This window comes from Streptomyces sp. NPDC050610 (genome assembly GCF_040654875.1).
In the GTDB taxonomy this organism is placed as follows: domain Bacteria; phylum Actinomycetota; class Actinomycetes; order Streptomycetales; family Streptomycetaceae; genus Streptomyces.
Map to the genome: position 1 here is coordinate 181,644 of NZ_JBFAIV010000010.1, position 24,774 is coordinate 206,417.

General features: G+C 71.8%; 25 protein-coding genes. 15 read left to right on the forward strand and 10 right to left on the reverse strand.

Annotated elements, in window-relative coordinates:
- Positions 1-228 precede the first annotated feature (228 nt).
- From AB0I22_RS15560 to mscL, 6 genes are all read left to right on the forward strand, one after another.
- Positions 229-1,995: a potassium/proton antiporter gene (locus AB0I22_RS15560; RefSeq protein WP_363131329.1), complete on the forward strand. Its 1,767-nt coding sequence runs from the start codon at positions 229-231 to the stop codon at positions 1,993-1,995.
- Positions 1,996-2,172: 177 nt separating this feature from the next.
- A complete protein-coding gene (locus tag AB0I22_RS15565) occupies positions 2,173-3,486 on the forward strand; it encodes an MFS transporter (RefSeq protein ID WP_363131272.1) in 1,314 nt (437 codons plus the stop codon).
- 66 nt (positions 3,487-3,552) lie between these two features.
- Positions 3,553-3,909, forward strand: coding sequence for an FmdB family zinc ribbon protein (locus tag AB0I22_RS15570; protein WP_363131273.1), 357 nt, complete (start codon positions 3,553-3,555; stop codon positions 3,907-3,909).
- An 85-nt stretch (positions 3,910-3,994) separates the two neighbouring features.
- Positions 3,995-4,828 (forward strand): S-methyl-5'-thioadenosine phosphorylase, encoded by an 834-nt coding sequence (locus AB0I22_RS15575; RefSeq protein ID WP_363131274.1) that lies wholly within the window; start codon positions 3,995-3,997, stop codon positions 4,826-4,828.
- A gap of 125 nt (positions 4,829-4,953) precedes the next feature.
- A complete protein-coding gene (locus tag AB0I22_RS15580) occupies positions 4,954-5,196 on the forward strand; it encodes a hypothetical protein (protein WP_363131275.1) in 243 nt (80 codons plus the stop codon).
- Between the two features lie 230 nt (positions 5,197-5,426).
- A complete protein-coding gene (mscL, locus tag AB0I22_RS15585) occupies positions 5,427-5,948 on the forward strand; it encodes a large conductance mechanosensitive channel protein MscL (RefSeq protein ID WP_363131276.1) in 522 nt (173 codons plus the stop codon).
- Between the two features lie 98 nt (positions 5,949-6,046).
- Here the strand turns inward: mscL and AB0I22_RS15590 are convergent, their stop codons facing one another.
- Entirely contained in the window at positions 6,047-6,232 is a 186-nt protein-coding gene (locus AB0I22_RS15590) for a hypothetical protein (RefSeq protein WP_363131277.1), read from the reverse strand.
- 310 nt (positions 6,233-6,542) lie between these two features.
- Between AB0I22_RS15590 and AB0I22_RS15595 the strand changes: the two genes are divergently transcribed.
- Together AB0I22_RS15595 and AB0I22_RS15600 are read left to right on the forward strand one after the other, a co-directional pair.
- Positions 6,543-7,685, forward strand: a complete 1,143-nt coding sequence (locus AB0I22_RS15595; RefSeq protein WP_363131278.1) for a low temperature requirement protein A — start codon at positions 6,543-6,545, stop codon at positions 7,683-7,685.
- Positions 7,686-7,744: 59 nt separating this feature from the next.
- On the forward strand, positions 7,745-8,830 hold the full coding sequence (locus tag AB0I22_RS15600; protein ID WP_363131280.1) for a P1 family peptidase: 1,086 nt from the start codon (positions 7,745-7,747) through the stop codon (positions 8,828-8,830).
- Between the two features lie 39 nt (positions 8,831-8,869).
- Here the strand turns inward: AB0I22_RS15600 and AB0I22_RS15605 are convergent, their stop codons facing one another.
- The 5 genes from AB0I22_RS15605 to AB0I22_RS15625 all read right to left on the reverse strand — a co-directional run bounded on the left by AB0I22_RS15605 (position 8,870) and on the right by AB0I22_RS15625 (position 12,668).
- Complete coding sequence (locus tag AB0I22_RS15605) at positions 8,870-9,631, reverse strand: class I SAM-dependent methyltransferase (protein WP_363131330.1); 762 nt, start codon at positions 9,629-9,631, stop codon at positions 8,870-8,872.
- A gap of 122 nt (positions 9,632-9,753) precedes the next feature.
- Entirely contained in the window at positions 9,754-10,704 is a 951-nt protein-coding gene (locus AB0I22_RS15610) for a transporter (protein WP_363131281.1), read from the reverse strand.
- Positions 10,701-11,606: an ABC transporter ATP-binding protein gene (locus AB0I22_RS15615; RefSeq protein ID WP_363131331.1), complete on the reverse strand. Its 906-nt coding sequence runs from the start codon at positions 11,604-11,606 to the stop codon at positions 10,701-10,703. Before AB0I22_RS15615 ends, AB0I22_RS15610 begins: the two co-directional genes overlap by 4 nt.
- A gap of 17 nt (positions 11,607-11,623) precedes the next feature.
- Positions 11,624-12,091: a GntR family transcriptional regulator gene (locus AB0I22_RS15620; protein WP_363131282.1), complete on the reverse strand. Its 468-nt coding sequence runs from the start codon at positions 12,089-12,091 to the stop codon at positions 11,624-11,626.
- Positions 12,092-12,359: 268 nt separating this feature from the next.
- Positions 12,360-12,668, reverse strand: a complete 309-nt coding sequence (locus AB0I22_RS15625; RefSeq protein ID WP_363131283.1) for a hypothetical protein — start codon at positions 12,666-12,668, stop codon at positions 12,360-12,362.
- A gap of 318 nt (positions 12,669-12,986) precedes the next feature.
- Between AB0I22_RS15625 and AB0I22_RS15630 the strand changes: the two genes are divergently transcribed.
- A complete protein-coding gene (locus tag AB0I22_RS15630) occupies positions 12,987-13,775 on the forward strand; it encodes a VWA domain-containing protein (protein ID WP_363131284.1) in 789 nt (262 codons plus the stop codon).
- Between the two features lie 108 nt (positions 13,776-13,883).
- Positions 13,884-14,813, forward strand: coding sequence for a YafY family protein (locus AB0I22_RS15635; protein ID WP_363131285.1), 930 nt, complete (start codon positions 13,884-13,886; stop codon positions 14,811-14,813).
- Positions 14,814-14,946: 133 nt separating this feature from the next.
- Here the strand turns inward: AB0I22_RS15635 and AB0I22_RS15640 are convergent, their stop codons facing one another.
- Positions 14,947-15,948 carry a sigma-70 family RNA polymerase sigma factor gene (locus AB0I22_RS15640; protein WP_363131286.1) on the reverse strand — a complete coding sequence of 334 codons (1,002 nt, stop codon included), beginning with the start codon at positions 15,946-15,948 and terminating at the stop codon, positions 14,947-14,949.
- Between the two features lie 163 nt (positions 15,949-16,111).
- On the opposite strand from AB0I22_RS15640, the gene AB0I22_RS15645 reads away from it, so the two are divergent.
- The 3 genes from AB0I22_RS15645 (at position 16,112) to AB0I22_RS15655 (ending at position 18,403) form a co-directional block, all read left to right on the forward strand.
- Complete coding sequence (locus AB0I22_RS15645) at positions 16,112-16,642, forward strand: N-acetyltransferase family protein (protein WP_363131332.1); 531 nt, start codon at positions 16,112-16,114, stop codon at positions 16,640-16,642.
- A 127-nt stretch (positions 16,643-16,769) separates the two neighbouring features.
- Positions 16,770-17,183 carry a hypothetical protein gene (locus tag AB0I22_RS15650; RefSeq protein WP_363131288.1) on the forward strand — a complete coding sequence of 138 codons (414 nt, stop codon included), beginning with the start codon at positions 16,770-16,772 and terminating at the stop codon, positions 17,181-17,183.
- Positions 17,184-17,332: 149 nt separating this feature from the next.
- Positions 17,333-18,403 carry a hypothetical protein gene (locus tag AB0I22_RS15655; protein ID WP_363131289.1) on the forward strand — a complete coding sequence of 357 codons (1,071 nt, stop codon included), beginning with the start codon at positions 17,333-17,335 and terminating at the stop codon, positions 18,401-18,403.
- A gap of 136 nt (positions 18,404-18,539) precedes the next feature.
- On the opposite strand, the gene AB0I22_RS15660 is transcribed toward AB0I22_RS15655, so the two are convergent.
- Positions 18,540-19,307 (reverse strand): class III extradiol ring-cleavage dioxygenase, encoded by a 768-nt coding sequence (locus tag AB0I22_RS15660; RefSeq protein WP_363131333.1) that lies wholly within the window; start codon positions 19,305-19,307, stop codon positions 18,540-18,542.
- 171 nt (positions 19,308-19,478) lie between these two features.
- Between AB0I22_RS15660 and AB0I22_RS15665 the strand changes: the two genes are divergently transcribed.
- On the forward strand, positions 19,479-19,976 hold the full coding sequence (locus tag AB0I22_RS15665) for a MarR family transcriptional regulator (RefSeq protein ID WP_363131290.1): 498 nt from the start codon (positions 19,479-19,481) through the stop codon (positions 19,974-19,976).
- Positions 19,977-20,406: 430 nt separating this feature from the next.
- Here the strand turns inward: AB0I22_RS15665 and AB0I22_RS15670 are convergent, their stop codons facing one another.
- Both AB0I22_RS15670 and AB0I22_RS15675 read right to left on the reverse strand, forming a co-directional pair.
- Positions 20,407-21,924 (reverse strand): MFS transporter, encoded by a 1,518-nt coding sequence (locus AB0I22_RS15670; RefSeq protein WP_363131291.1) that lies wholly within the window; start codon positions 21,922-21,924, stop codon positions 20,407-20,409.
- 181 nt (positions 21,925-22,105) lie between these two features.
- Positions 22,106-22,762, reverse strand: a complete 657-nt coding sequence (locus AB0I22_RS15675; RefSeq protein ID WP_363131292.1) for a helix-turn-helix domain-containing protein — start codon at positions 22,760-22,762, stop codon at positions 22,106-22,108.
- 730 nt (positions 22,763-23,492) lie between these two features.
- On the opposite strand from AB0I22_RS15675, the gene AB0I22_RS15680 reads away from it, so the two are divergent.
- Complete coding sequence (locus AB0I22_RS15680) at positions 23,493-24,758, forward strand: M6 family metalloprotease domain-containing protein (RefSeq protein WP_363131293.1); 1,266 nt, start codon at positions 23,493-23,495, stop codon at positions 24,756-24,758.
- Positions 24,759-24,774: the final 16 nt, after the last annotated feature.

Below are 24,774 nucleotides of genomic sequence, written 5' to 3' on the forward strand. Positions count from 1 at the left end.
CGCGCGCGAAGCGCCCCTTTACCGCGTGCGGCACCCCTCTTCGAGCCGCCGCAGCGACGAGCAGGCGTTAAGAACCCGTAAAATATTAGGTAAGGCAATGAAGTTACCGGTCGTCCGGGGAGTAGTTCCGGCCGATATGGCGTGAAAAGCACGAGAAAGGTCCGGCCCCTGACTGTCAACCACCTCAACGAACTCCTGCTGATCTGCTCCCTCGTGCTGCTCTCAGCCGTGGCAGCGGTCCGGGTCTCATCCCGCAGCGGGCTCCCCAGCCTGCTCATCTATCTGGGCATCGGCGTCGCGATAGGCCAGGACGGCATCGGCGTCGTCTTCAATGACGTCGGTCTGACCCAGGTCATCGGCTACGCGGCCCTCGTGGTGATCCTCGCCGAGGGCGGTCTCGGCACGAAGTGGAAGCAGATCAAGCCCGCGCTGCCGGCCGCCGCCGTGCTCTCCACCCTCGGCGTCGCGATCAGCGTCGGCGTCACCGCGACCGCGGCCCACTACCTGGCCGGCATGGAGTGGCGGCAGGCGCTGATCATCGGCGCGGTCGTGTCCTCCACCGACGCGGCGGCCGTCTTCTCCGTCCTGCGGAACGTCCCGCTCCCCTCCCGTCTCACCGGTGTGCTGGAGGCCGAGTCCGGCTTCAACGACGCGCCCGTGGTGATCCTGGTCGTGGCGTTCTCCGCGGCCGGACCGGTCGAGCACTGGTACGTGCTGATCGGCCATATCGCCCTGGAACTCGCCATCGGCGCGGCCATCGGCCTCGCGGTCGGCTGGCTCGGCGCGTACGGCCTGCGGCACGTGGCGCTGCCCGCCTCCGGCCTCTATCCGATCGCGGTCATGGCCATCGCGTTCACCGCCTACGCGGGCGGCGCGCTCGCGCACGGCTCCGGCTTCCTCGCCGTCTATCTCGCGGCGCTGGTCCTCGGCAACGCCAAACTGCCGCACTCGCCCGCCACCCGCGGCTTCGCCGAGGGGCTCGGCTGGATAGCGCAGATCGGCATGTTCGTCCTGCTCGGCCTGCTCGTCACCCCGCACGAACTGGGCGACGACATCCTGCCCGCGGTGGTGGTGGGGCTGGTGCTGACGATGGTGGCACGACCCGTGTCGGTGTTCCTGAGCACGACGCCGTTCCGTACACCCTGGCCGGAGAAAGCACTGCTCTCCTGGGCCGGGCTGCGCGGTGCGGTGCCCATCGTGCTCGCCACCATCCCCATGGTGGCGGGGGTCCCCGACAGCCGCCGGATGTTCAACATCGTCTTCATCCTGGTGATCATCTACACCTTGGTGCAGGGGCCGACGCTGCCCTGGCTCGCCCGGCACCTGAAACTCCGCGACGACGAGGCCAAGGACCTGGGCATCGAGTCCGCGCCGCTGGAACGGCTGCGCGGCCATCTGCTGTCGATGACCATCCCGGAGAACTCCCGGATGCACGGCGTGGAGGTCGCCGAGCTGCGGCTGCCCGCCGGAGCCGCGGTCACCCTGGTCGTACGGGACGGCACCAGCTTCGTGCCGCTGCCCTCGACGGTGCTGCGGCGCGGCGACGAACTGCTGGTCGTGGCCACCGACCCGGTACGGGACAAGGCCGAGCTGCGGCTGCGGGCCGTCGGCGAGGGCGGCAAGCTGGCCGGCTGGCTCGGCACCACGGGCGGACCGGGCCGCGGCCTCGCGGGGAACGCGGCGCGGAAGCCGTCGGGAGCGGCCGGAAAGCCATCCGGAACGGGCGGCAAGGCGCCGCCTTCGGGAGGCAGGCCGCCCGCTTCGGGAGGCAGACCGCCCGCCTCGGGAGGCAAATCGACGCGCCCCGCCGGGAAGCCGCCCGGAGCAGGGGACAAGGTGAAAGCGCCGGAGGGCAAACCGACCGGACCGGGAGGCAAAGCGACAGTGTCAGGGGACGAACCGACCGGACCGGGAGGCGCATCAGCGGCGAAACCGGGCACAGAGCCGTCCGGAGAGCCACCCGGGAAAGCCATGGGTAACATGAAACGGCAATAACCAACCCAACTCTGCCTGAAGCAGGGCTGGCGCGACCGCACGGCGGCCGCGGCCGCGCACCACAAGGCGGCCGAACCGGCATCTACCACGGTCCCGCGCGAGAGGACAGCTCTCGGCGCGCTCCGTGGAGACCCCTCCGTGTGCGGCGCGCTACCAGGCGGCAGAAAGGCCCGGACCGTGGCATCCACGGTCACCGACCGCTCCCCGGAGCGGCCTGACACAGGTCCACCGCCCCGTCCCGGATACGGACAGCTGCTGCGCACCCGCGGCGCCTGGACGTTCCTGCTGCCCGGGTTCCTGGCCCGGCAGCCGTTCGCGATGCTCACCATCGGCATCCTGCTGCTGGTCGAGCACACCAACGGCTCGTACTTCCTGGCGGGCACCGTGTCCGCCACCGCGGGCGTCGCCATGGCGCTGTTCGCCCCGCAGAGCGGCAAGCTCGCGGACCGCTTCGGGCAGCGGGCGGTGCTGCTGCCCGGAGTGGTCGTGCACGCGTCGGCGATCGCCCTGCTGACGGCGCTGGCGCTGCTCGGCGCACCCCTGTGGGCGCTGTACGTCGCCGCCGTGCCGGCCGGCGCGTCCGTACCGCAGATAGGCCCCATGGTGCGGGCCCGGTGGGCGGCGAAGCTGGACGGCTCGCCCCTGATGCCGACGGCCGCGGCCTTCGAGTCGGTCACCGACGAGTTCACCTTCGTGATCGGGCCGGTGCTGGCGACGGCGCTGTGCACCGGGCTGCACCCGGCCGCCGGGCTCGTCGCGGAGGCGTCCCTGACGCTGGTCGGCGGGCTGCTCTTCGCCTTCCAGCGGCGCACCCAGCCCGCGCCCAACCGGCGCGGCTCCGGCGAGGCGGAGGGCCACGTGTCGGCGCTCTCCGTGCCGGGCGTGCGGGTGCTCGTGATCATCTTCCTCGGTATCGGGTCGGTCTTCGGCGGCATGCAGGTCTCGCTGACCGCGTTCACGCAGGAGATCGGGCAGCCGGGCATCAACGGCCTGCTGTACGGGACGTTCGCGGCCGGCAACATGATCGCGGGGGTGGTCTGCGGCGCCATCGCCTGGAAGGTCACCCCGCAGCGGCGGCTGCTGACGGCCTATCCGCTGCTGGTGCTGGCGACGTCCCCGCTGTGGGCGCTGCACTCGGCGCCGCTGCTCGGCGGGTTCGGGCTGCTGGCCGGGTTGTGCATCGCGCCCGCGCTGATCACCGGCTACACCCTGGTGGAGTCCCTGGTTCCGGCGACCGCCCGTACCGAGGCGTTCACCTGGCTGACCGGCGCGGTGGCGCTGGGGCAGGCGCTGGCGGCGACGGTCGGCGGCCAGCTCGTGGACGCGGGCGGTTCCAAGGCCGGATTCCTGGTGCCTCTGGGGGGCACGGGGCTGGCGGTTCTGGTGTTGTTCGCACTGCGCCGGCACCTGGCGCCGAAGGACTCCGCGGCGCGCGTCGTCGCCGGGTCGGAACGTGGGGTGGGTCACCGCGAGGCCGTCTCAGTGGACTGAACGGCCGGAATACTGCACTATGGAGCGTCGTTAGCACTCATCGAGTGAGAGTGCCAGGAGGAGCAAGTGCCGACCTATCAGTACCAGTGCACCGAGTGCGGCGAGGGCCTTGAGGCGGTGCAGAAATTCACCGACGACGCCCTTACCGTGTGCCCGAACTGCGAGGGACGCCTGAAGAAGGTGTTCTCGGCGGTCGGCATCGTCTTCAAGGGATCCGGCTTCTACCGGAACGACAGCCGCGGCTCGTCGTCCAGCAGCACCCCGGCGAAGGCGGGCGCGTCGTCCGGCTCCGCGGACTCCTCGGGCAAGAGTGACAGCGGCTCCTCCGCTTCCTCTTCTTCGTCCTCGGACTCGTCCTCCTCGTCGTCGGGGTCTTCCGCGTCGAAGTCGTCGAGCGGCTCGACGAGCAGTTCCGCGGCCTGACGCCCGCGTTCGAATCTCCCCAGGGCCCCGTCGGTTTCCCCCGACGGGGCCCTCGGCGTGCCCGGCTCCGGCTACTGTGATCGCCATGGCGAACGCAGAAATCGGGGTCATCGGCGGGTCGGGCTTCTACTCCTTCCTGGACGACGTGACCGAGATCACGGTCGAAACCCCCTACGGACCGCCGAGCGACTCGCTCTTCCTCGGCGACATCGCGGGCCGGAAGGTGGCCTTCCTGCCACGGCACGGGCGCGAGCACCATTTGCCGCCGCACCGCATCAACTACCGCGCCAACCTGTGGGCCCTGCGTTCCGTCGGCGCGCGCCAGGTGCTCGGTCCGTGCGCGGTGGGCGGGCTGCGCCCGGAGTACGGGCCGGGAACGCTGCTCATACCGGACCAGCTCGTGGACCGCACGCAGGCGCGAACCCAGACCTATTACGACGGCGAGCCGCTGGCCGACGGCACCGCGCCGAACGTCGTGCACCTCTCCTTCGCCGACCCGTACTGCCCCGCCGGGCGGCAGGCGGCCATCGCCGCGGCGCGCGGCCGGAGCTGGGAGCCGGTGGACGGCGGCACGCTCTGCGTGATCGAGGGGCCCCGCTTCTCCACCCGGGCCGAATCGCGCTGGTACGCGGGGCAGGGCTGGTCGGTGGTCGGCATGACCGGGCACCCCGAGGCCGTGCTCGCCCGCGAGCTGGAGCTCTGCTACACCTCGCTGACGCTGGTCACGGACCTGGACGCGGGGGCCGAGACGGGCGAGGGCGTCTCGCACGAGGAAGTACTGCGGGTCTTCGGGAAGAACGTGGGGCGGCTGCGCGAGGTGCTCTTCGACGCCGTGAGCGCGCTGCCGGCGACCGAGGAGCGCGACTGCCTGTGCGCGACGTCGCTCGACGGTCTGGAACCTGGAATTCGGCTGCCGTAACACCCGGGCGAGTGGTGAGGTTTTCCACAACCGGCCAGTAGTCCACAGGCCTGAGCGGAATTCGGCGGAACACGTCATCGTGGTGCGTGTTCGGGATCAGTTCCCCAGGTCAGGCGGTGGTTGCCATGTCGTTCGCCTCGTCGCTCACTTTCCCTTCCACTCCCCCGCCGTGCGCGGTGCCCGCCTTCGCCCCGGTGCGAATGGGGCGCGGCGGCCATCGGCTGCGGCGGGCTCTGCGGCGCCGGCGGCGGGCCGTGGCCGCCGGGCTGGCGATGGCGGCTTCCGTCGCCGCGCTGGCGGTCACCGGCCTCGACCCGGGCGCCGGGGCGGCGGGCTCCTGCGTGCCGTCCGACGCGGCGGGGCGGTGACGTCGTGACCGGCCAGGGCATCGCGCTCGACGCCGCCGCGCACGGCATCACGGCCGCCATCGCGGACCGCGCGGCAGATAGCGCGTATAGCAGGAACACCGCGCGTATCCGTACGCATGCGCTGTCGGGTAACCGCTTCGAGTTGCCCGAGTGGACAGCCCTCCCTCACCCTGTCCTATGTTGCGGAGCGGATTGTTCCGGAAATGACGCGTGCAAAGAGAGGCTGCTCGGTGAGCGAGAACAAGACAGGAGTCCTTGGCGGCTTCAAGGAATTCCTGATGCGCGGCAACGTGATCGAACTCGCGGTCGCCGTCGTCGTCGGGGCAGCGTTCACCAACATCGTCAATGCCGTGGTCAAGGGCGTTATCAACCCGATCATCGGCGCTTTCGGCACCCAGAATCTGGATCAGTACTCGACCTGCCTCACCACCTGCGTGAAGAAGGGCGGCGAGTACACGGACGGCGTGTACATCCTGTGGGGCTCGGTGATCAGCGCCGCGATCACCTTCCTGATCACGGCGGGCGTCGTCTACTTCCTCATGATCCTTCCGATGAACAAGTGGAAGGCGCGGCAGGACGCCAAGAAGCCGGTGGACGACACGCCGCTGGAGGCGACCGAGGTAGAGCTGCTGACGGAGATCCGGGACGCCCTCATCGCGCAGCGCAACGGCTCCGCCGCGGAGCACATCGCGCCGCAGAAGACGCATACGTCTACGTCTACGTCACAGAACTCGCAGAGCTCGCAGAACTAGCGGGTGCCGCGGAAGCAGTGCAGCCGCCGCCCGGCGGGGCGGCGGCTGGGAGCTCACAAGCTTCTACGGCCTCTACGGCCTCTACGGCCTCTACGGCCTCACAGATGGTGGGGCGGCTTCTCGTCGAGGAAGCGGGCCAGGTCGGCGGCGCTGTCGCCGCTGCCGGCCGGAGTCCGCTCGCCCCACCCCTGGTCCGTATCGTCCGAGGACTGCTGCGCCAGCGGGTCGTCGAAGACCAGGGCGGGATTCGGATCGCGCGGTTCGGGGGCGGGGGCGGTACTCATGGTTCCAGGGTACGGCCGGGCCCCGCGTACGGCGGCGGGCGTCTGACGCGGCTGACTCGGCTGGCGCGGCTGACTCGGCTGGCGCGAGGAGCACGGCGCGCGCCTGACGCGCCCGGGTCACGGTGCGGCGCGCCCGGGTCACGGGATACAGCGGATGTGCATGACAGGCTGATTCCGCGGCACGAGCCGCCTGTCCCCGCCGTACGACTCACGAGGGCCGCATCCGATGAGCGAACACTCCCCCACACGCGACGGTCCGCCCACCCGGCCGGCGTCGCCGGTCGGCCACGCCTCCGGCCTTCTCCGGCGCATGACGGCGCGCAGCCGCGACGAGGAGCACCGCGCCGCCACCAATCTGGAGCTGCTCTTCGACCTCTGTTTCGTGGTCGCGGTGGCCCAGGCGGGTACCCGGCTGGTGCACGCTCTCGCCGAGGGGCACACGGGGACGGGGGTCGTGGCGTACCTCTTCGTCTTCTTCGGCATCTGGTGGGCCTGGATGAACTTCTCCTGGTTCGCCTCCGCCTACGACTGCGACGACGTCCCGTACCGGGTGCTGACCCTGGTGCAGATGGCGGGCGTGCAGGTCTATGCCGCCGGGGTGCCGCGCGCCTTCGACGACAACGACTGGACGGTCGCCGTCATCGGCTATATCGCGATGCGGCTGGCGCTCACCTCGCAGTGGCTGCGGGCGGCGCACTCGGAGACCGGGGAGTCACGGCGCACCGCGCGGCTCTACGCGACGGGGCTGACGATCTGTCAAGTCGGTTGGGTGGCGCTGCTGTTCGCGCCCGACGAGTGGAAGAAGTGGCTGTTCCTGGTGCTGGTCGTGGGCGAGCTGGCGGTGCCGGTCGTCGCCGAGCGGCGCCATCGGACGGCCTGGCACCCGCACCACATCGCCGAGCGGTACGGCCTGTTCACCATCATCGTCCTCGGCGAGACGATCTCGGCCGGAACGATCGCCGTGCAGTCGGCCGTCGACGAGAACGACGCGCTCGGCGAGCTGCTGCCCATCGCGGTCGGTGGGCTGCTCATCGTCTTCGCGGCCTGGTGGATCTACTTCGCCGTGCCCATCCACAGCCATCTGAACACCAACCGCGAAGCACTCCCCTGGGGCTACGGCCACTTCTTCGTCTTCGGGTCGGCGGCGGCGATCGGCGCGGGCATCGAGGTCGCGGTGGAGGAGGCGGTGGGCAAGGCGCACATCTCGACGGCGGCCGCGTCCGCCGCGGTGACGGTGCCCGCCGCGATCTTCATGATCACGGTCTGGCTGCTGCACTCCCGCCACTACAAGGTCACTTTCGCCCAGCAGCTCGTACTGCCCGTGGCGGCGCTGCTGGTCCTCCTGTGCACCTTCGCGGGGGCGGCGGCGGTGCTGCTGGCGGGTGTGGTGTGCGCGCTGACGGTGGCGGTCGGGCTGCTGCTCAACGAGCGGAATCCGGCCCTGGCCGAGTAAGGACATTCTGCCCTTCGCCCACTACGGCGGGCGGGGCCCGCGTGATACGGATGGCTGCCATGACTGACGCTCTGACGGCTGCCCTCACGGATGTGCGCGGCCTGCGGGTCGGGCACGCGCAGCGGACCGGCGACGGATGGCTGACCGGCAGCACGGTGGTGCTCGCCCCCGAGGGCGGGGCCGTGGCCGCCGTGGACGTACGCGGCGGCGGGCCGGGGACCCGGGAGACCGACGCGCTCGATCCGCGCAATCTCGTCCAGCGCGTCGAGGCGATCGTGCTGAGCGGTGGCAGTGCCTTCGGGCTGGACGCCGCGTCCGGGGTGGCGGCCTGGCTGGAGGAGCAGGGCCGCGGCTTCCGGGTCGGCCCGGACCCGGCGCAGGTGGTGCCGGTCGTTCCGGCCGCCGCCCTCTTCGATCTGGGGCGCGGCGGCGACTGGCGGGCCCGGCCGGACGCCGGGTTCGGGCGGGAGGCCGTCGAGGCGGCGGCCCGTACGGAGCTGGGCGCGCCCGTCGCCCAGGGGTGCGTCGGCGCGGGCACGGGTGCGGTGGCCGGTGGGCTCAAAGGCGGCGTCGGGTCGGCGAGCACGGTGCTGCCGTCGGGGGTGACGGTGGCCGCGCTGGCGGTGGCCAACGCGGCCGGTTCGCTGGTCGATCCGCTGACGGGGGTGTTGTACGCGCAGCTCTACGACGGCCATGTCGCCTACCCGCCCGAGGAGCGGCTGGCCGCCGCGCACCGCGCGCTGGCCGAGGCGAAGGAGGAGTCGGCGCGGCGTTCGGCGGCGTCCGTGCACCCGCCGCTCAACACCACCCTCGCCGTCGTCGCCACCGACGCCGTCCTGACCCGCGCCCAGGCCCAGAAGCTCGCGGGCACCGCCCATGACGGGCTCGCGCGCGCGGTACGGCCCGTACATCTGCTGTCCGACGGGGACACGGTCTTCGCCCTGGCGACGGGCGAGCGGCCGCTGCTGCCGGAGGGCACCGATCCGGCGTTCGGCGTCCATCTGGAGGCGGGCGCGCTCAACGACATCCTCGCGGCGGGCGCGGACGTCCTGACGCGTTCGGTGGCGAAGGCGGCGCTCGCGGCGGAGAGCGTGGACGGGCCTGGTGGACGCTTCCCCTCCTACCAGGAGTTGTACGGGTCCTGAGGAGGGCGCTCCGTATCCGGGCCCGTCAGCGCTCGACCGTCACTTGGGCTGGTCGACCCGGATCTTCGACTGGCCGTGCTTGCGGGTTTCCCAGTCGTCCATGAAGCGGCCGCGGAGTCCGTGCTTCTCGGCCAGGGCGATGAGCGTTTCGGTGCGGTAGTAGAAGTCCTCGCGCAGTACCTGGTGCTCGGCGCCTTCGGTGCGGTCGAAGGTGAAGTCGAAGAAGCCGCCGGGGGCGAGGATGCGGCCCACGTGGGCGAAGCACTCGTCGATGACGGAGATCGGCGAGTGGGAGAAGACGCTGTGCGCGTGGACGACGTCGAAGTGGTCGTCGGGGAGGAAGTCCAGCGTCAGGTTCTGGGTGATGGTCAGGTGCGGGAGCTTGCCCTGGAGCCCGTACGTGGTGAGGGTCTGCTTGGCGGATATGAGGATGTCGGGGGAGATGTCGATGCCGTAGTAGTGGCCCGAGTCGAGGAAGTCGATGAAGCGCCAGCCCGCGCGGAGGTTGCCGCAGCCGATGTCGAGCATGCGGTGGCCCGGGGTCAGTCCGTGCTCGCTGAGGTAGTCGAACTGCATCTTGCCCAGCGCCAGCCACCGGTCGTGGGTCTGGCTGCCGACGGCGGCCTCGGGGTTGCGGCCGGTGTCGGAGGCCATGACCGCGCGGTAGTAGTCGACGTGGTTGGGGTGCTTGACGCGGAGCCAGCTGTCGCGGGCGGTGCGCTTGAGGTAGGGGGCGATGCGGGCCGGGTTGCTCACCGCGTAACGCACCTTGTGCGTCAGGCTCGTGCGGTTCTTGAGCATGGCTTTCGAAGACGCCACGGGTCGGACCTCCGTAGGGGGACGGTGGGGAACGGTGGGAAACGGGGCGGAGAGATGCGGGAAGGGGGTATGGATCGTTCGGGGGCGGATTTAGGGGCGGCGGATTACATGTGTCGGGCGCGGAGCCGGTGGACGGTGAGGGCGATCAGCGCCGCCGCCAGGCTCAGCAGGACGGCCGTCTCGATCCACTGGAGGGGCCAGAAGTCACTGCTGGGGTGCACCTTGTGGAAGCGGGCCACATAGCCGTGTTCGGCCATGCACTGCTTCAGTTCGGCTCCGGAGGTGGCGCAGTTCATGACCCCTTCCTCCGCGCCGGACGGTTTGATGTAGCCGAACTGCCCCGTGGACCAGGCGCTGCCGACCGGGATCTTCGGGACGATGCCGGGGGTGACCCGGGCCGTGGGCGACAGCCAGTCCCGGCGGACGAAGGTCAGTGCGAGGCGCACCACGGCGACCGCGGCCAGGGCCACCCCCATGGCGGGCAGCGTGCGGCGCGTCAGCAGGCCGGCGGCGGTGCCGGCCGCGAGGCCGAAGAGGGCGCAGGCGATGGCGGCGGGGCCGGTGGCGTTGAAGATGTAGCCGTCGTACCAGTACGGGCCGTCGAGCATGTTGGAGATCGGCGACCACCACCAGGCGACGAGCGCCGCGAGGACGGCGGAGCCGATGACCGAGCACAGGGCGGCGAGGCCGAAGCGGGCGGCGAACCAGCGAAGGGGGTTGATGCCCTGGGTGAGCGCGAGTTTGAAGGTGCCGCTCTCCAGTTCACGGCCGATCAGGGGCGCGCCCCAGAAGGCTCCGATGAGCACGGGGAAGGCGATGCTCAGCGTGGCGAGCGCGCGGATGGGGTCGCTGTTGTCGCGCAGCAGCCGCTCGGTGGCCTGGGAGCCGCAGCCGCCGTTCCAGCCTTTGCAGATGGTGATGTGGCGCTCGTCGATGAACGCCAGCATCTCCGTGCGCCGGAACCAGACATACGCCGCGCAGGCGAGCAGGACGAGGGCCGCGGTGAGGATCAGGGTGCGCTGCTGACGCCAGGCGAGCCAGTGGGCTCCCCTCATGCCGCCTCCTCGGCCGGGTCGCCGGGGGCGGTGCGGGGCGCGGGCCAGGCTTCGGCGCGGAGGTAGCCGAGCAGCAGGTCTTCCAGGGAGGGGGTTTCGGTGACCCACCGCCGGTCGACGAGGTCGGGCTCCCGGACCAGGGCCGTCACCTGCCGGCCGGTGAGGGCGGTCTCGACGACCGTGGCCCGGTCCACCTCGGGCGGCAGCCCGTCGTCCGCGCCCTCGTGGGCGCGGCCGGTGATCAGGGCGTGGGAGTCGCGCAGTGCCTGGGCGTCGCCCGCGAGCCGGACGCCGCCGTGTTTGAGGAGCAGCACGTGGTCGCAGACGTTCTCCAGTTCGGAGAGGACGTGCGAGGACATGACGACGGTGATGCCGCGCTCGGCGGCCTCGACCATCAGCAGGCCCATGACCTCGTGGCGTACGAGCGGGTCCAGGTCGGCGAGCGGCTCATCGAGCAGCAGCAGCTCGGGCCGCTTGCCGAGGGCGAGGGCCAGGGCGATGCGGGTGCACTGGCCCTGGGAGAGGGTGCCGACCTGGGTGGAGAGGCCGATGCCGCCCGCGCGGACGATGCGTTCGGCGGTCGCCTGGTCCCAGGTGCGGTTGAACTCGCGGCCGAAGCGGAGCGTGTCGGCGACGGTGAAGCGCGGGTAGAGCGGCTTGTCCTGGGCGAGGAAGGCCGTGCGGTCGCGGGCCTCGGCGGTGCCGGGGGCCGCGCCGAAGATCCGCAGTTCGCCGGCGGTCGGCCGGAGCAGGTCGGTCGCCAGGTGGAGCAGGGTGGACTTGCCTGCCCCGTTGGGGCCGACCAGGGCGGTGATACGGCCCGCGGGCAGCTCGAACTCGCAGTCGCGCAGCGCCCAGCCGTTCCGGAATCTCCGGCCGAGCCTCGTCGCCCGCAGCGCCATGGGGGCGGTCGGATCGGTCACGTGTCTTCCTCCAAAGACGCCGGGTTCGGGGTGGTTCTCGCGCCTGCCAGGAGTACGGGCACGGGCGGGAGCGGGCGCGGTCCGTAGCTCTCGTCCAGGGCGGCCTCGGTCATCGCGGCGATGTCGTCGCGGTCGAGTCCGGCCTCGCGGGCCCGAGCGGTCCAGTCGGCGAGTTCCGTGCTGAGCGGGGCGTCGGCCGCGGCCTCGGGGCGGGAGAGCGAGCGTCTGATGAACGTGCCCCGGCCGGGCCGGGGTTCGACGAGGCCCTCGCGTTCCAGTTCGCGGTACGCCTTGAGCACGGTGTGCGGGTTGATCGCGAGGGCGGCGACCACGTCCTTGGCCGTGGGCAGCCGGTCGCCGGGTTCCAGCGTGCCCAGCCGCAGCGCCTGCCGTACCTGCTGGACGAGTTGCTGATAGGCGGCGACGCCGCTGTGCCGGTCGATGCGGAAGGCGATCGTCTCCATATGTCCCGCCTCGCCTCTCGTGCCGCACTACGTCACTACGCTGCTACGACGCCACGCCGCCGCATCACTACGCCAACGTCGTTTCACTAACCTGTTAGTGGAATGATGCTGACGTAGATCGAACTCGTCAAATCCGGTCGTCGGCGAGCGAGAACGCGGCGGGAGGACAACAGGGTGGCGGCGGAACGCGACGAGCCCCGGGCCACCTGTCGGACAGGCGGCCCGGGGCTCCGGGGTCGGTGAACGCCACGGTCAGCGGCGCGGGTGGTCAGCGGCGGAAGGGAGTCTTCCACTGGCGTACGAGCCCGGCGAACGCCTCGCGTTCGGCGGGCGTCAGCTCCACGCTCTCCATCGGATGCGGCGTCGCGGGCATCGCCGATGCCGCGGGTGTCGCGGGCGTGGCGAGTGCCGACGGTTCGGCTCCAGGCGCCTCGGCGGGCGGTTGCGGGCTCGCCCAGGGCAGCGGCGAAGCGGTGCCCCGCCGGGCGTTGCGGACCAGCCCCACCACCAGGAAGACGATGGCGGCGAGCAGCACGGCCAGGCCGATCTGCTGAGGAAGCGCGTCAGCGGCGAACATATCGCCAGTTAACACCAGCCCCAGGACTTTCGGGAGGGGCCCAGGGGACCGGAATCGGCAGCATCCGGCCTCGCCCTGCGGCCGGGCCGCGGTCAGCCGCGCCCTGCGCCTTGAGCCCGCGCCAGGCGACCCCCCGCACCCGGCGGCAGCCGCACCGGTCGCACGCACGGCTGGCCCCGGCAGCCGCGCCAGCCGTACGTACGACCTCGCCCGGCAGCCGCACCTGCCGTACGTCCCACCGCCCCCACAGGCCGCTCCAGTTGGACGTAACGTGCCCGCAGCGGGTGATCCGTCCGCAGCATGCCCAAGGGGAGTCTCATGACCATCGACTACACCGAGCGCCCCACCGCGCCCACGATCGACTACACCAAGCGCCGTGCCGATCCCGCCCCGGCGATCGACCTGACGAAGGTCGAGTCCGCGGCGCCCCGGCTGGTCGATCTCTACAAGTCCGCCCGCGTCTCCCTGGAGAAGGCCGGGATGGCGGGCCGGCGGGCCGCGGTCTATCTGGTCCTGGACCGCTCCGGCAGCATGCGCGGTTACTACAAGGACGGCAGCGTCCAGCACCTCGCGGAACGCGCGCTGGGCCTGTCCGCGAACCTCGACGACGACGGCACCGTACCGGTGGTGTTCTTCTCCACCGAGGTCGACGGCGTCGCCGAACTCGGCCTGAGCGACTACGAAGGGCGCGTCAACGCGCTGCACGACGGCTACGGGCACATGGGCCGCACCAACTACCACCTGGCCATGCAGGCCGTCATCGACCACTACGCCGAATCCGGCGCCGCGGACCCCGCGTTCGTCATCTTCCAGACCGACGGCGGCCCCACCTCCCGCGCCGCCGCCGAACACGTCCTGTGCACGGCCGCCAAGCTGCCGATCTTCTGGCAGTTCGTCGCGTTCGGGAACCCCGACGACAAGCAGTTCGACTTCCTGCGCCGCCTGGACGACCTGCCCGTACCCGACAAGCGCGTCATCGACAACGCGGGCTTCTTCGCCGCCGGCGCGGACCCGCACTCGCTGTCGGACGCCGACCTGTACCACCGGCTGACACGGGAGTTCTCCTCCTGGATATCCGACGCGACGGAGGCCGGCATCATCCACTGACCCGGCCACGGCCACCCGGCCACCCGACCACTCGGCCACCGGCCCTGGCCACCGCCCCAGCACCGCCTAGGACACCCCCTGTCCCCATTGCCGGGCATGCTGGGCGTCATGACCGACACCCCTGGCCGCCTGCTCAACCTGCTCTCGCTGCTCCAGACGCCGCGGGAGTGGCCGGGCAGCGAGCTCGCCGAACGGCTCCGGGTCAGCGTGCGCACCATCCGCCGCGACATCGACCGGCTGCGCGAGCTGGGTTACCGGCTGGTCGCCGGGGCCGCCATGCCGCCCCTCGTCCTCGACGACGAGGAGGCGGTGGCCATCGCGGTGGGGCTGCGTACGGGCGCGAGCCATGCCGTCGAAGGCATCGAGGAGGCGTCCGTACGGGCCCTGGCCAAGCTGGAACAGGTGCTGCCCGCCCGGCTGCGCCACCGGGTCGGCAACCTCCAGGCGGCGACGGTCCCGCTCGTCCACGACAGCGGGGCGGCGGCCGACCCGCACGCCCTGACCGTCATGGCCGCCGCCGCGATCAACCAGGAGCGGCTGCGGTTCGGCTACCGGGCGGGCGACGGGGCCGAGACGAAGCGGCACGTCGAGCCGTACCGGCTGGTGTGCACCGGGCGCCGCTGGTACCTCGTCGCGTACGACACCGACCGTACGGACTGGCGCACCTTCCGCGTCGACCGGCTGCGGGAGCCGCGGGCGACGGGCGCCCGGTTCGCGCCGCGCGAGCTGCCCGCCGCCGACGCCGCCGCGTTCGTCGCCCGGTCGCTGGCGGGGGTGCGTCAGGGCGTCGGGGCCGTGGTGACGCTGCACGAGTCCGCCGACGCGTTGGCGGGGCGGCTGCCGAAGTCGTTCGGCCTGACCCCGCTCGACGAGCACAGCTGCCTGCTGCGGACCCACGACGCGAGCCTCGACTGGCAGGCGCTGCGGCTGATGCTGCTCGGCTGCGACTTCGAGGTGCACGAGCCGCCGGAACTGATCGAGCTGCTGCGGGAGCTGGGGGCGCGGATAGGCCGGGCGGTGGGCTCGGAGACCACCTGAACCGGCGCAGGACGCAACGGGAGAAAAGGGGGAGCCCCGGCGCAGGGGGGGGAGAGCGCCGGGGCTCGTTCGTGGGGCCGGCCCCGCGGGGGCCGGCCGATGGCGGCACGTACGAGCGTACGGAGGACGCCGCTTACGCCGCCGCGTCGAAGCCGGTGTCGCGGGCCATCTTCTTCAGCTCCAGCAGCGCGTGCTTCTCGATCTGCCGGATGCGCTCGCGCGTCAGGCCGTGCTGCTTGCCGACCTCGGTGAGCGTGCGCTCGCGCCCGTCCTCGATGCCGTACCGCGCCTTGATGATGGACGCGGTGCGGTGGTCGAGCCGGCCGATGAGGTCTTCCAGCTCCTCGCTGCGCAGCAGCGTCAGCACGGACTGCTCCGGCGAGACCGCGGAGGTGTCCTCCAGTAGGTCGCCGAACTGCGTCTCGCCCTCGTCGTCCACCGACATGTTCAGGCTGACCGGGTCGCGGGCCCAGTCGAGCACGTCCGAGACGCGCTCCGGCTTGGTGCCCAGCTCGGCGGCGATCTCCGTGTGCTCGGGGTCGCGACCGTTCTCCCGGTTGAACTCGCGCTGTACGCGCCGGATGCGGCCCAGCTCCTCGACGAGGTGCACGGGCAGCCGGATCGTACGGGACTGGTCGGCGATGGACCGCGTGATGGCCTGCCTGATCCACCACGTCGCGTACGTGGAGAACTTGAAGCCCTTCGCGTAGTCGAACTTCTCGACCGCGCGGACCAGACCGGCGTTGCCCTCCTGGATCAGGTCCAGCAGGGGCAGCCCGCTGCGCGGATACCGGCGGGCGACGGCGACGACGAGGCGCAGGTTGGACTTGATGAAGACGTCCTTCGCGCGGGCGCCCTCGGCGGCGAGGGCCTCCAGCTCCGAGCGCTTCGCCTTGACGGCGCTGTCCTCTTCGACCTGGCCGTCCAGGATCTGCTGGGCGTAGACGCCCGCCTCGATGGTCTGGGAAAGCTCGACTTCCTTGGCGGCGTCGAGCAGGGGCGTACGCGCTATCTCGTCGAGGTACATGCCGACCAGGTCGCGGTCGGCGATCTCTCCGCCTACAGCGCGAACACTGCTTACCCCGTCAGTACCCTTGGCAGCGGTCTGACGACGGGCGACGGCACGGGTTGCCATGCGTGCTCCCTTGCGATGAGTCGGTCGCGGGATGGGGTGGAACTCCCTACCGGGTGCCCCGTCCGATGGAAAGAACGACTGGAATCCGGACAGAATTCCCAAGCCGCGCTCATATTTTTGTGATCATGCAGTACCCTGTGCCGCCACAGAGGGGGGTCCCGTGCTGCCGGAACCACAGGAAGTGCAGGTCAGGCCGGGCGTCGCCGGAGACCTCGACGCACTCACCGACCTCTACAACCACTACGTCCGTGAGACGGCGATCACGTTCGACACCGCCCCGTTCACACCGGAAGGGCGCCGTCCTTGGCTGCTCTCCCACCCTGAAGACGGCCCATACCGCCTTCTGGTTGCGCAGGAGGCGCCGGGCGGTCGGATTCTGGGTTACGCCACCAGCAGTCCTTTCCGCGCGAAAGCCGCCTATGCCACTTCGGTGGAGACCACCGTCTACTGCGCCGCCGGGGCGGGCGGGCGCGGCGTCGGGACGCTGCTGTACAAGGCGCTCTTCGAGGCCCTGGCCCAGGAGGACGTGCACCGCGCCTACGCGGGGATCGCCCAGCCGAACGAGCCCTCGCACCGGCTGCACCTGCGCTTCGGCTTCGAGCCGCTCGGCACGTACCGCGAGGTCGGGCGGAAGTTCGGCCGCTACTGGGACGTGACCTGGTACGAGAAGGACCTGCCCGGGGGCGCGCGCTGACCGGCGCCGGACCTCCTCACGCGACCGCCCCCTGATCCAGTTGACGGTTCCCCCGGGCGGGTGTGCTCTGGACATGAGTACGTGCGCACGTGAGGACATGAGGAGGGGCCGGCGAAAGGAGCCCGCCATGCAGACACCCGCCCACCACCACGGCGCCACCGCGGCCCGCCCGCAGCACCGGCCGCATGTCTCGGCCGGGATGGCCCTGCCGGTCACCGCGGCCGTGGTCTACGGTCTGTACGTCCTCTTCCTCGACCACAGCAACGGCGGCTCCTGGGGGCGCGCCGCGCTCCTCGCGCTGGTGGCGGCCGTGGTCACCGGCGCGCTCGGGCTGCTGCTGGTCCGCCGCCGCGCGGCCCTGACGACCGAGGTGCGGGCGCTCGCGTTCGGCGCGCTCTTCGGCTGCGCCATGGGCTTCCTGTACAGCCTGACGGGCCCGTCCGTGCTGCGGTCCGTCACGATGGGGGTGGTGCTCGGCGGCGCGCTGGCCCTGGTCTCCCTGTACGTCTTCCGCGCCCACGAGCCGCATGTGACGCGTTGAGGCGGCCGCATGTGACGCGCTGAGCGGGAGGAGGGCCGGACAGGATTCCCTCCGACCAAGGACGTAGGGCCTCGGACGGCTCGGAGCGCCCCAGGGAGTAGGGCCGCGGACCGTTACGGACCCGGTGCTCGCCGACCTAGCCTCGGCGCATGGAGATCACGAACGGGAATGGGAACGGGAACGGCGCACTCGACGAGGCCCTTGAGCGGCTGCACGCCTCGGGGCCGGAGTTCAACGGATACCTCAGCAACCACGGCCCGATGGCCGTGGAGGCGATGGCCCGGCACGGCAAGTCCGCCGTCGTGCACGGCTGGCTCGACGCGTACGAGACGAAGCTGGACGAGGCCCCGGGCACGCGGTACCGGATCACGGACGCCGACTGGCGCGAGGCGCTGGGCGACGTCGGCCGGGTCGCCGACTGGAACACGTACATCGGCGAGCAGCTCGCCGAGCGGCCCTGGCGCGCGGTGCTGGCCGAGTGGTGGCCGCGGCTGCTGCCCGGCATCGCGGGCGCCGCGACCCACCCGGTGATCCGGGTGGGGCACGCGGTGCGCACCCTCCTGGAGGAGGGCGAGGACGCGCCGCGCCGCGCGGAGCTGGCGCACGCCCTCGGCTACTGGGCCGCCCGTCAGCTGATGCTGCCCGTCGCCGTGCGCCCCTCGGGCGGCGCGTCGCCCACCGCGGCCCTGGCCGCGCTCCCCCGCATCGCCAAGCGGAACGTGACGGTCAAGGACGGCTACGCGCAGCTCCCGACCACCTCCGGCTGGCTCGCGACCGTCGATTCGCTGCGCGTGCCCGAGGACCCCGAGGCGGTGCGCGAGCAGCTGACCGCGCTCGTACGGGCCGCCACCCTCAACTACGCCGACTACGGGCACGGCAACGGCATCATGCTGGTGCACGCCGCCACCGCCCCGAACGCCGTGCTGCGCACCCTGCCCGCTCTCCCCGAGGAGCTGTGGGGCGCCTCGCTCGCAACGGCCTGGGCGGCCACCGCCGCGGTCACCGCCATCTACGCCGCCGACACTCCGCGCCCCTCCCCCGACGCTTCCTCGCTCACGCCCGAGGAGGTCTTCGAGCAGGCGGTCACGCACGGCGACGAGCACGCGATCAAGTTCGCGGACACCGCGCTGGACGTGGCGGCCGGGGCCGAGGACGGCGACACCCGCGCCCTGTCGGCCGCCCTGAACGCCATGCGGCTGATCGATCCGGAGGACGGCTGACAGTCGAAGGCCGACGGGCAACGCCTGAAGGCCCCACCGGCTGACAGCCGACAATTCCCAGCCGACTGCTGACATTTCGCAGCTCACAGCTCACAGCCGACGAATTCAGCCGCTGACCGCCCCACCCCGCCCCGCCTCACCCGAACTGGAGCGACCGCTTCGCCAACCCCATCCAGAAGCCGTCGATGACGCTGCGACCCCCGTCGAGGTCGCCGGCGGCGTCGGCGGCTCCGAGCGTGACGAACAGGGGCGCGAAGTGCTCGGTGCGCGGGTGCGCCAGGCGGCCCGCCGGGGCCTTGTGCTCGAAGTCCAGGAGGGCGTCCACGTCCCCGTCCGCCAGCGCCCGGCTCCCCCAGTCGTCGAACTCGGCCGACCATGAGGGCGGCTTCGGCCCCGTGTGCCGCAGCGCGGCGAGGTTGTGGGTGAAGAAGCCGCTCCCGACGATCAGCACGCCCTCGTCGCGCAGCGGCGCGAGGCGGCGGCCGATGTCCATCAGGCGGCGCGGGTCGAGGGAGGGCATGGAGACCTGGAGCACGGGGATGTCGGCGTCCGGGTACATCTCGACGAGCGGGACGTACGCGCCATGGTCCAGGCCCCGGTCGGGGATGTCCTGTACGGGCGTGCCGGCCGCGCGCAGCGTGGCGCGCACCCGGTCCGCGAGCCGCGGCGCGCCCGGCGCGGCGTACCGCACCCGGTAGTAGTGCTCGGGGAAGCCCCAGAAGTCGTGGACCAGCGGCACGGTCTCGGTGGCGCCGAGGGCGAGGGGCGCTTCCTCCCAGTGCGCTGAGATCATCAGTATCGCGGTGGGCCGGGGCAGTCCGGCGGACCAAGCGGCGAGCTGGCCGGGCCACAGCGCGTCGTCGGCGAGCGGCGGCGCACCGTGCGAGAGATAGAGGGCGGGCATACGCCCGCCGGTCGCGGGCGCGAACGCGGCGGCGGCCTCGGATGCGGGAACGGTGGCGGACACGTGCCTCTCCATGATTCCGGGTACTTGAACTCTCAAGCTAGTAAGCGCACCCTAACCCGAAATTGTTTAAACTTCAAGAATCCAGCTTCGAATGAAACAGTGGACGCCATGACGAACCAACCCGCGACAGAGACTCGCTGGCTCAACGACGAGGAGCAGAGCATCTGGCGCGCGTACCACCACGCCTGGACCCTCCTCGAAGACCACCTCGACCGCCAGCTGCAACGCGACGCCGGGATGCCGCACATCTACTACGGCCTCCTCGTCCTGCTCTCCGACGCCCCGCGGCGCCGGATGCGCATGACCGATCTCGCCCAGAACGCCAAGATCACCCGGTCCCGCCTCTCGCACGCCGTCTCCCGGCTGGAGAAGAACGGCTGGGTCCGGCGCGAGAACGTACCCGACGACAAGCGCGGCCAGCTCGCCGTCCTCACCGACGAGGGGTTCGAGGTCCTCAAGGCGAGCGCGCCGGGCCATGTCGCGGCGGTGCGCGCGGCCATCTTCGACCGGCTCACCCCCGAGCAGGCCAGATCGCTCGGCGAGATCTGCCGGGTGATGGCCGAGGGCCTCCAACCGGAGGGCGCCGACCTGCCCTGGCTGCGCTGACCTGCGCTGACCTGCGCTGACCTGCCCTGGCCGCGCTGACGGACGCGTGCCGGCCGCCGCGCGAGCGCGGGACCCCGGCGCCGTACGGGCGTGACACCCCCGCATGCCCGTGACCGCCGCCGTACGCCCGAGACGTCGACGTACGCCCGTACCCCCGGCGTACGCCCGTGACGGCGCCGTATGCCCCACCCCCGGCGTACGCCCGTAGCACCGCTGCACCCGCGCGCCCTCAGCGCCCGCGCCCGTAACTCGGCTCGCGCCCACACCCCGGCCCGCGCCCGTAACTCAGCGCACGCCCGTAACCCGGTACGCGCGTCCCGCGACCCGGCGCACGCCCGTATCGATCAGCGGCGCGGGCACGCAGAAGGCCCCTGCACGGCAGGGGCCTTTCACGTGTGTACGAGCGAGCCTCGCCCCCGTACGGGTCGGGTCAGTGCGCCATCACCGGAATGGCGTCCTCCAGCGCGACCTCGCCGTCGCCGGAGCCGGACTGGGCGCCGCCCTGGTGGCCGGCGTTGACGAAGACGAACGCGATGGCCGAGGACACCAGGAGGATGCCGAACGCCCACCAGATGGCGGTCGAGGTGCCGTGCATCATGGCGTTGAGCTTGAGCGCCTGGACGGACGCGGGCGTCGTGGCCGAGGCCACGTGCGACGTCGCGTACGCGGTGGTGGCGCTGGCCGCCACGGTGTTCAGGAGCGCGGTGCCGATCGCGCCGCCGACCTGCTGCGAGGTGTTGACCATCGCGGAGGCGACACCGGCGTCGCGCGGCTGCACGCCGTACGTGGCCAGGCTCATGGCCGGCATGAAGGCCGTGCCCATGCCGAGGCCCATCAGGACCAGGCCGGGCAGGATCAGCCCCGGGTAGGAGCTGCCCGCGCTGAGCTGGGTCAGGATCAGCAGGCCGATGGAGGCGACCAGGAAGCCCGGCCCCATCAGCAGCCGCGCCGGGACGCGGGTCATCAGCCGGGCGCCGATCTGCGTAGAGCCGGTGATCATGCCCGCGACCATCGGGAGGAACGCCAGACCGGTGGTGACCGGGGTGTAGCCCTTCACGACCTGGAGGTAGTAGGTCAGGAAGAGGAACAGGCCGAACATGCCGATGACGGCGAGGCCGAGCGCGAGGTAGACGCCGCCGCGGTTGCGGTCGAGCACGACGCGCAGCGGCAGCAGCGGGCTCTTCACCCGCGACTCGACGACCGCGAAGGCGGCGAGCAGCACGACGGCCGCGACGAACAGGCCGACGGTGATCCCTGCGCCCCAGCCGTCGGACTCGGCGCGGGTGAAGCCGTAGACCAGCGAGACCAGGCCGAGGCTGGCCAGGAGGACGCCGGGGATGTCGAGCTTGGAGGGGTTGCGGCTGCCCGCGGGCTCCCGGATCACGAAGATCGCGCCGGCCGCGGCGACGGCGGCGAAGGGGATGTTCACGAAGAACGTCCAGCGCCAGTCCAGGTACTCGGTGAGCACGCCGCCGAGGAAGAGGCCGATGGCCGCGCCGCCGCCGGCGATGGCGCCGAAGATGCCGAACGCCTTCGCGCGCTCCTTGGCCTCCGTGAACAGCACCGCGAGCAGCGACAGGGCGGCGGGCGCGAGCAGGGCGCCGAAGACGCCCTGGAGCGCGCGGGCGCCGAGCAGCGTCCCGGTGTTGTTCGCGATGCCGCCGAGGGCGGAGGCGACGGCGAAGCCGACGAGGCCGATCAGGAAGGCCCGCTTGCGGCCCCACAGGTCGGCGACGCGGCCGCCGAAGAGCAGCAGCCCGCCGAAGGCGAGGGCGTAGGCGGTGATGACCCACTGCCGGTTGCCGTCCGAGATGCCGAGGTCGGCCTGGGCGGAGGGCAGCGCGATGTTCACGATGGTGGCGTCGAGGACGACCATCAGCTGGGCCAGCGCGATGAATATGAGCGCTTTCCAGCGCCGGGGATCGAGTTGACGGACGGTATCTGGCATGGCGGTAGCCACCTAGCGGTGCGGAGGGCGGAAAAGCGGGACACAGGACACGACGTACGACCGGGTGCCGGGCGTGACACGGGACGTGCGGCGTACGACGGATCAGTTGAACGCTATGGACATCGGACGGGTCGGACAGGACGGACAGGACGGATACGGCGCGGGCGGGAAAGCGGCCCGGTCATGGCGTGCGGCGCAGGTCCTCCAGGGTCGCGGCGGCCCCGCTGAGTTCGGAGCGGGCCGGGGTCATCAGGCCGTCCAGGAACAGCTGGAGGTGCCGGTGCACGAATTGGTCGAAGTTCACGCAGCCGCTGCCGGGCAGCGGGCGGGTGAGCTGGGTGAGGGCCACCATCAGGTCGCCGACGGCGATGTCCGCGCGGAGCCGGCCCACGTCGCGGGCGGCGGCCATCAGCGCCTCGATCGCCCGCTCCAGGCGGTCGCGCGCCGCGGTCAGCTCCGGGTGGTCGCGCTCGACGCCTTCGGCGAGCAGCGGGCACAGGGCCCCGATCCGCTCGTCCGCCGCGGCGTGCACGAAGCGCCTCAGCGCCAGGAAAGCATCGGGCTCCTCAGCTCGTGCGCGCTCGGCCTGGTCCGCGATGCGGGACATGACCGAGAGGGTTACGTGGTGGATCAGTTCGGACCGATCCGCGAAGTGCCGGTACAGAGTGGCATTGCCCACCCCGGCCCGTCGAGCGATTTCATCGAGCGGGACCTCGACCCCGTGTTCGACGAGCGTCTCGCGGGCCGCCGCGACGAGCCGCTCGCGATTGCGCACGGCGTCGGCGCGGAGCCGGGGGTGCGCGGGCTTCGCGGCGGGGGCGGCGGCGGTGGCTGCCATCAGGGCACTCCTTTCACTGCGGATACGGCCGCGGGTGCGGCTGCGGCTACGCCCGCGGATACGCCCGCACGTACATCTGCGGGTACATCCGCGATACGGCCGCGGGTTCATCTGCGGATACGGCTGCGGATACGGCTGTGGGTGCGTCTGCGCGGGTGCGTCCTCGGACCCTCGCGGATGCGTATGTCTGATGCGTATGTCTGATGCGTATGTCCGATGCGTATGTCCGATGCGTACGGCCGCGGACCCGGACGTCCGCGGATGTACCCGCCGACCTGACCGCCGGCCGGTTCGCGTGCCGGCCTGTTCGCCGGTCTGCGAGTCGGTCCGCGGTTCGGTCTGCGGGGTGGCCTGCGGTTCGGTCCGCGGTTCGGTCTGCGGACGCGATCCGGGCCGGTGCGGTGCGGTTCGGTGCGGGATATCCGTACGTATCGGTAACTTCGCCCCCTGGAACCGGGGACTGATTCCCCGGTTGTGCGGGACGTATCTGTAAACGGGGAGGGGCTCCCCGGATATTTCACGAGGCGCGTGTGACCTGTGGCACATGCGGCGAATCCGGCACGGAGCCGCGCATTCAGCGCCATCACAGCCCGAAAACCCCTCCCTGACCCACCTCCGCCCGACACCCGTATGCCGTAGCCGGGAGAGCGCCCGGACACGCTCCGGAACAGGGTGAACACAGAGGGCGTCCGCGCTCAGGCGGCCGCTCCCGCACCCCGAGGTGATCGGCATGTCCCACATAGCCACCGCGCTCGTGGCCACGACGGTGACGACGGCGCTCGCCCTCCCGCTCACCGCGCCCGAGCCCGCCACGGCCCGGCCCGGCGCCCGCTCGGCGCCGCCCGCGGCTGCGGCCGTGGCCGCCGCCGACCGCCCGTACGGCCCGTGCGCGCTCACCGGGATCCAGGACCTGGTCTCCGAGACCGCGCACACGCCGCGGGGGTACGCCAGATCGAGCGGGACGGTGCGGGCCATCACCCTCTTCGTCGACTTCCCCGACGCGCCGGCCGACGGCACCGTGGCCGAGCGCTACGGCGAGTTCTTCCCACGGGCTTCGGAGTTCTTCCGGGCGGCCTCGTACGGGCGGCTGGACTACCGCGCCACGGCGCACGCCCGCTGGATCCGGATGTCCCGGCCGTTCGCCGCGTACGGCATCAAGCGCGGCACGCCCTTCGACCCCGCTTCCGACAGCGGTTACTACGCCGTGTCCAAGGAGATACTCGCGGCCGTCGACCGGGACGTCGACTTCAGCCGGTACGACGTCATCAACGTCCTGGCCGCCCCGAACGCCGGGCCGCCCGCCACCGAGACCGTCCTGTCCGTCACCTTCGGCGGCGGCCCGCTGGGGCTCGACACCGACGACGGCGTCCCCTTCACCAACGCCTCCTTCATCTGGAGCCGGCAGACCGGCGACAGCGCCTTCCGGGTCCTCGACCACGAGGTCGGGCACGCTTTCGGCCTGCCGGACCTCTACTACACCGACGGGTCCGGGCGGCCCCCGGCCGTCGGCCACTGGGACCCCATGGACGAGGACTGGGGGCCGAACAACGACTTCCTCGCCTGGCACAAGTGGAAGATGGGCTGGCTCGGCGCCGACCAGGTGCACTGCGTGCCGCACGCCGGCACCAGCACCCACACGCTGACCCCCACCACGACCGCCGACGGCACCAAGCTCATCGCCGTCCCGCTCTCCGGCCACCGCGCCATCACCGTCGAGGCCCGCGACCGGGGCCCGGTCGACGCGGCCGTCTGCCGTCCCGGCGTGCTCGTCGCCACGGTCGACACCACCGCGGCCGGCGGCACCGGCCCGGTCCGCGTCGCGGACGCCACGCCCGGCAGCGCGGGCTGCGCCGACGGGACCCCGAACGTGAGCCCGCGGCTGAGCGACGCCACGTACACGGCGGGCCAGACCTTCGCGGCCGACGGCGTGACCGTCGACGTACTCGGCCGGGACGACGCCGGCCGCTGGCGCGTGCGCGTCACCTCGGAGCGCTGAGCGGGCGCCCCCAGGC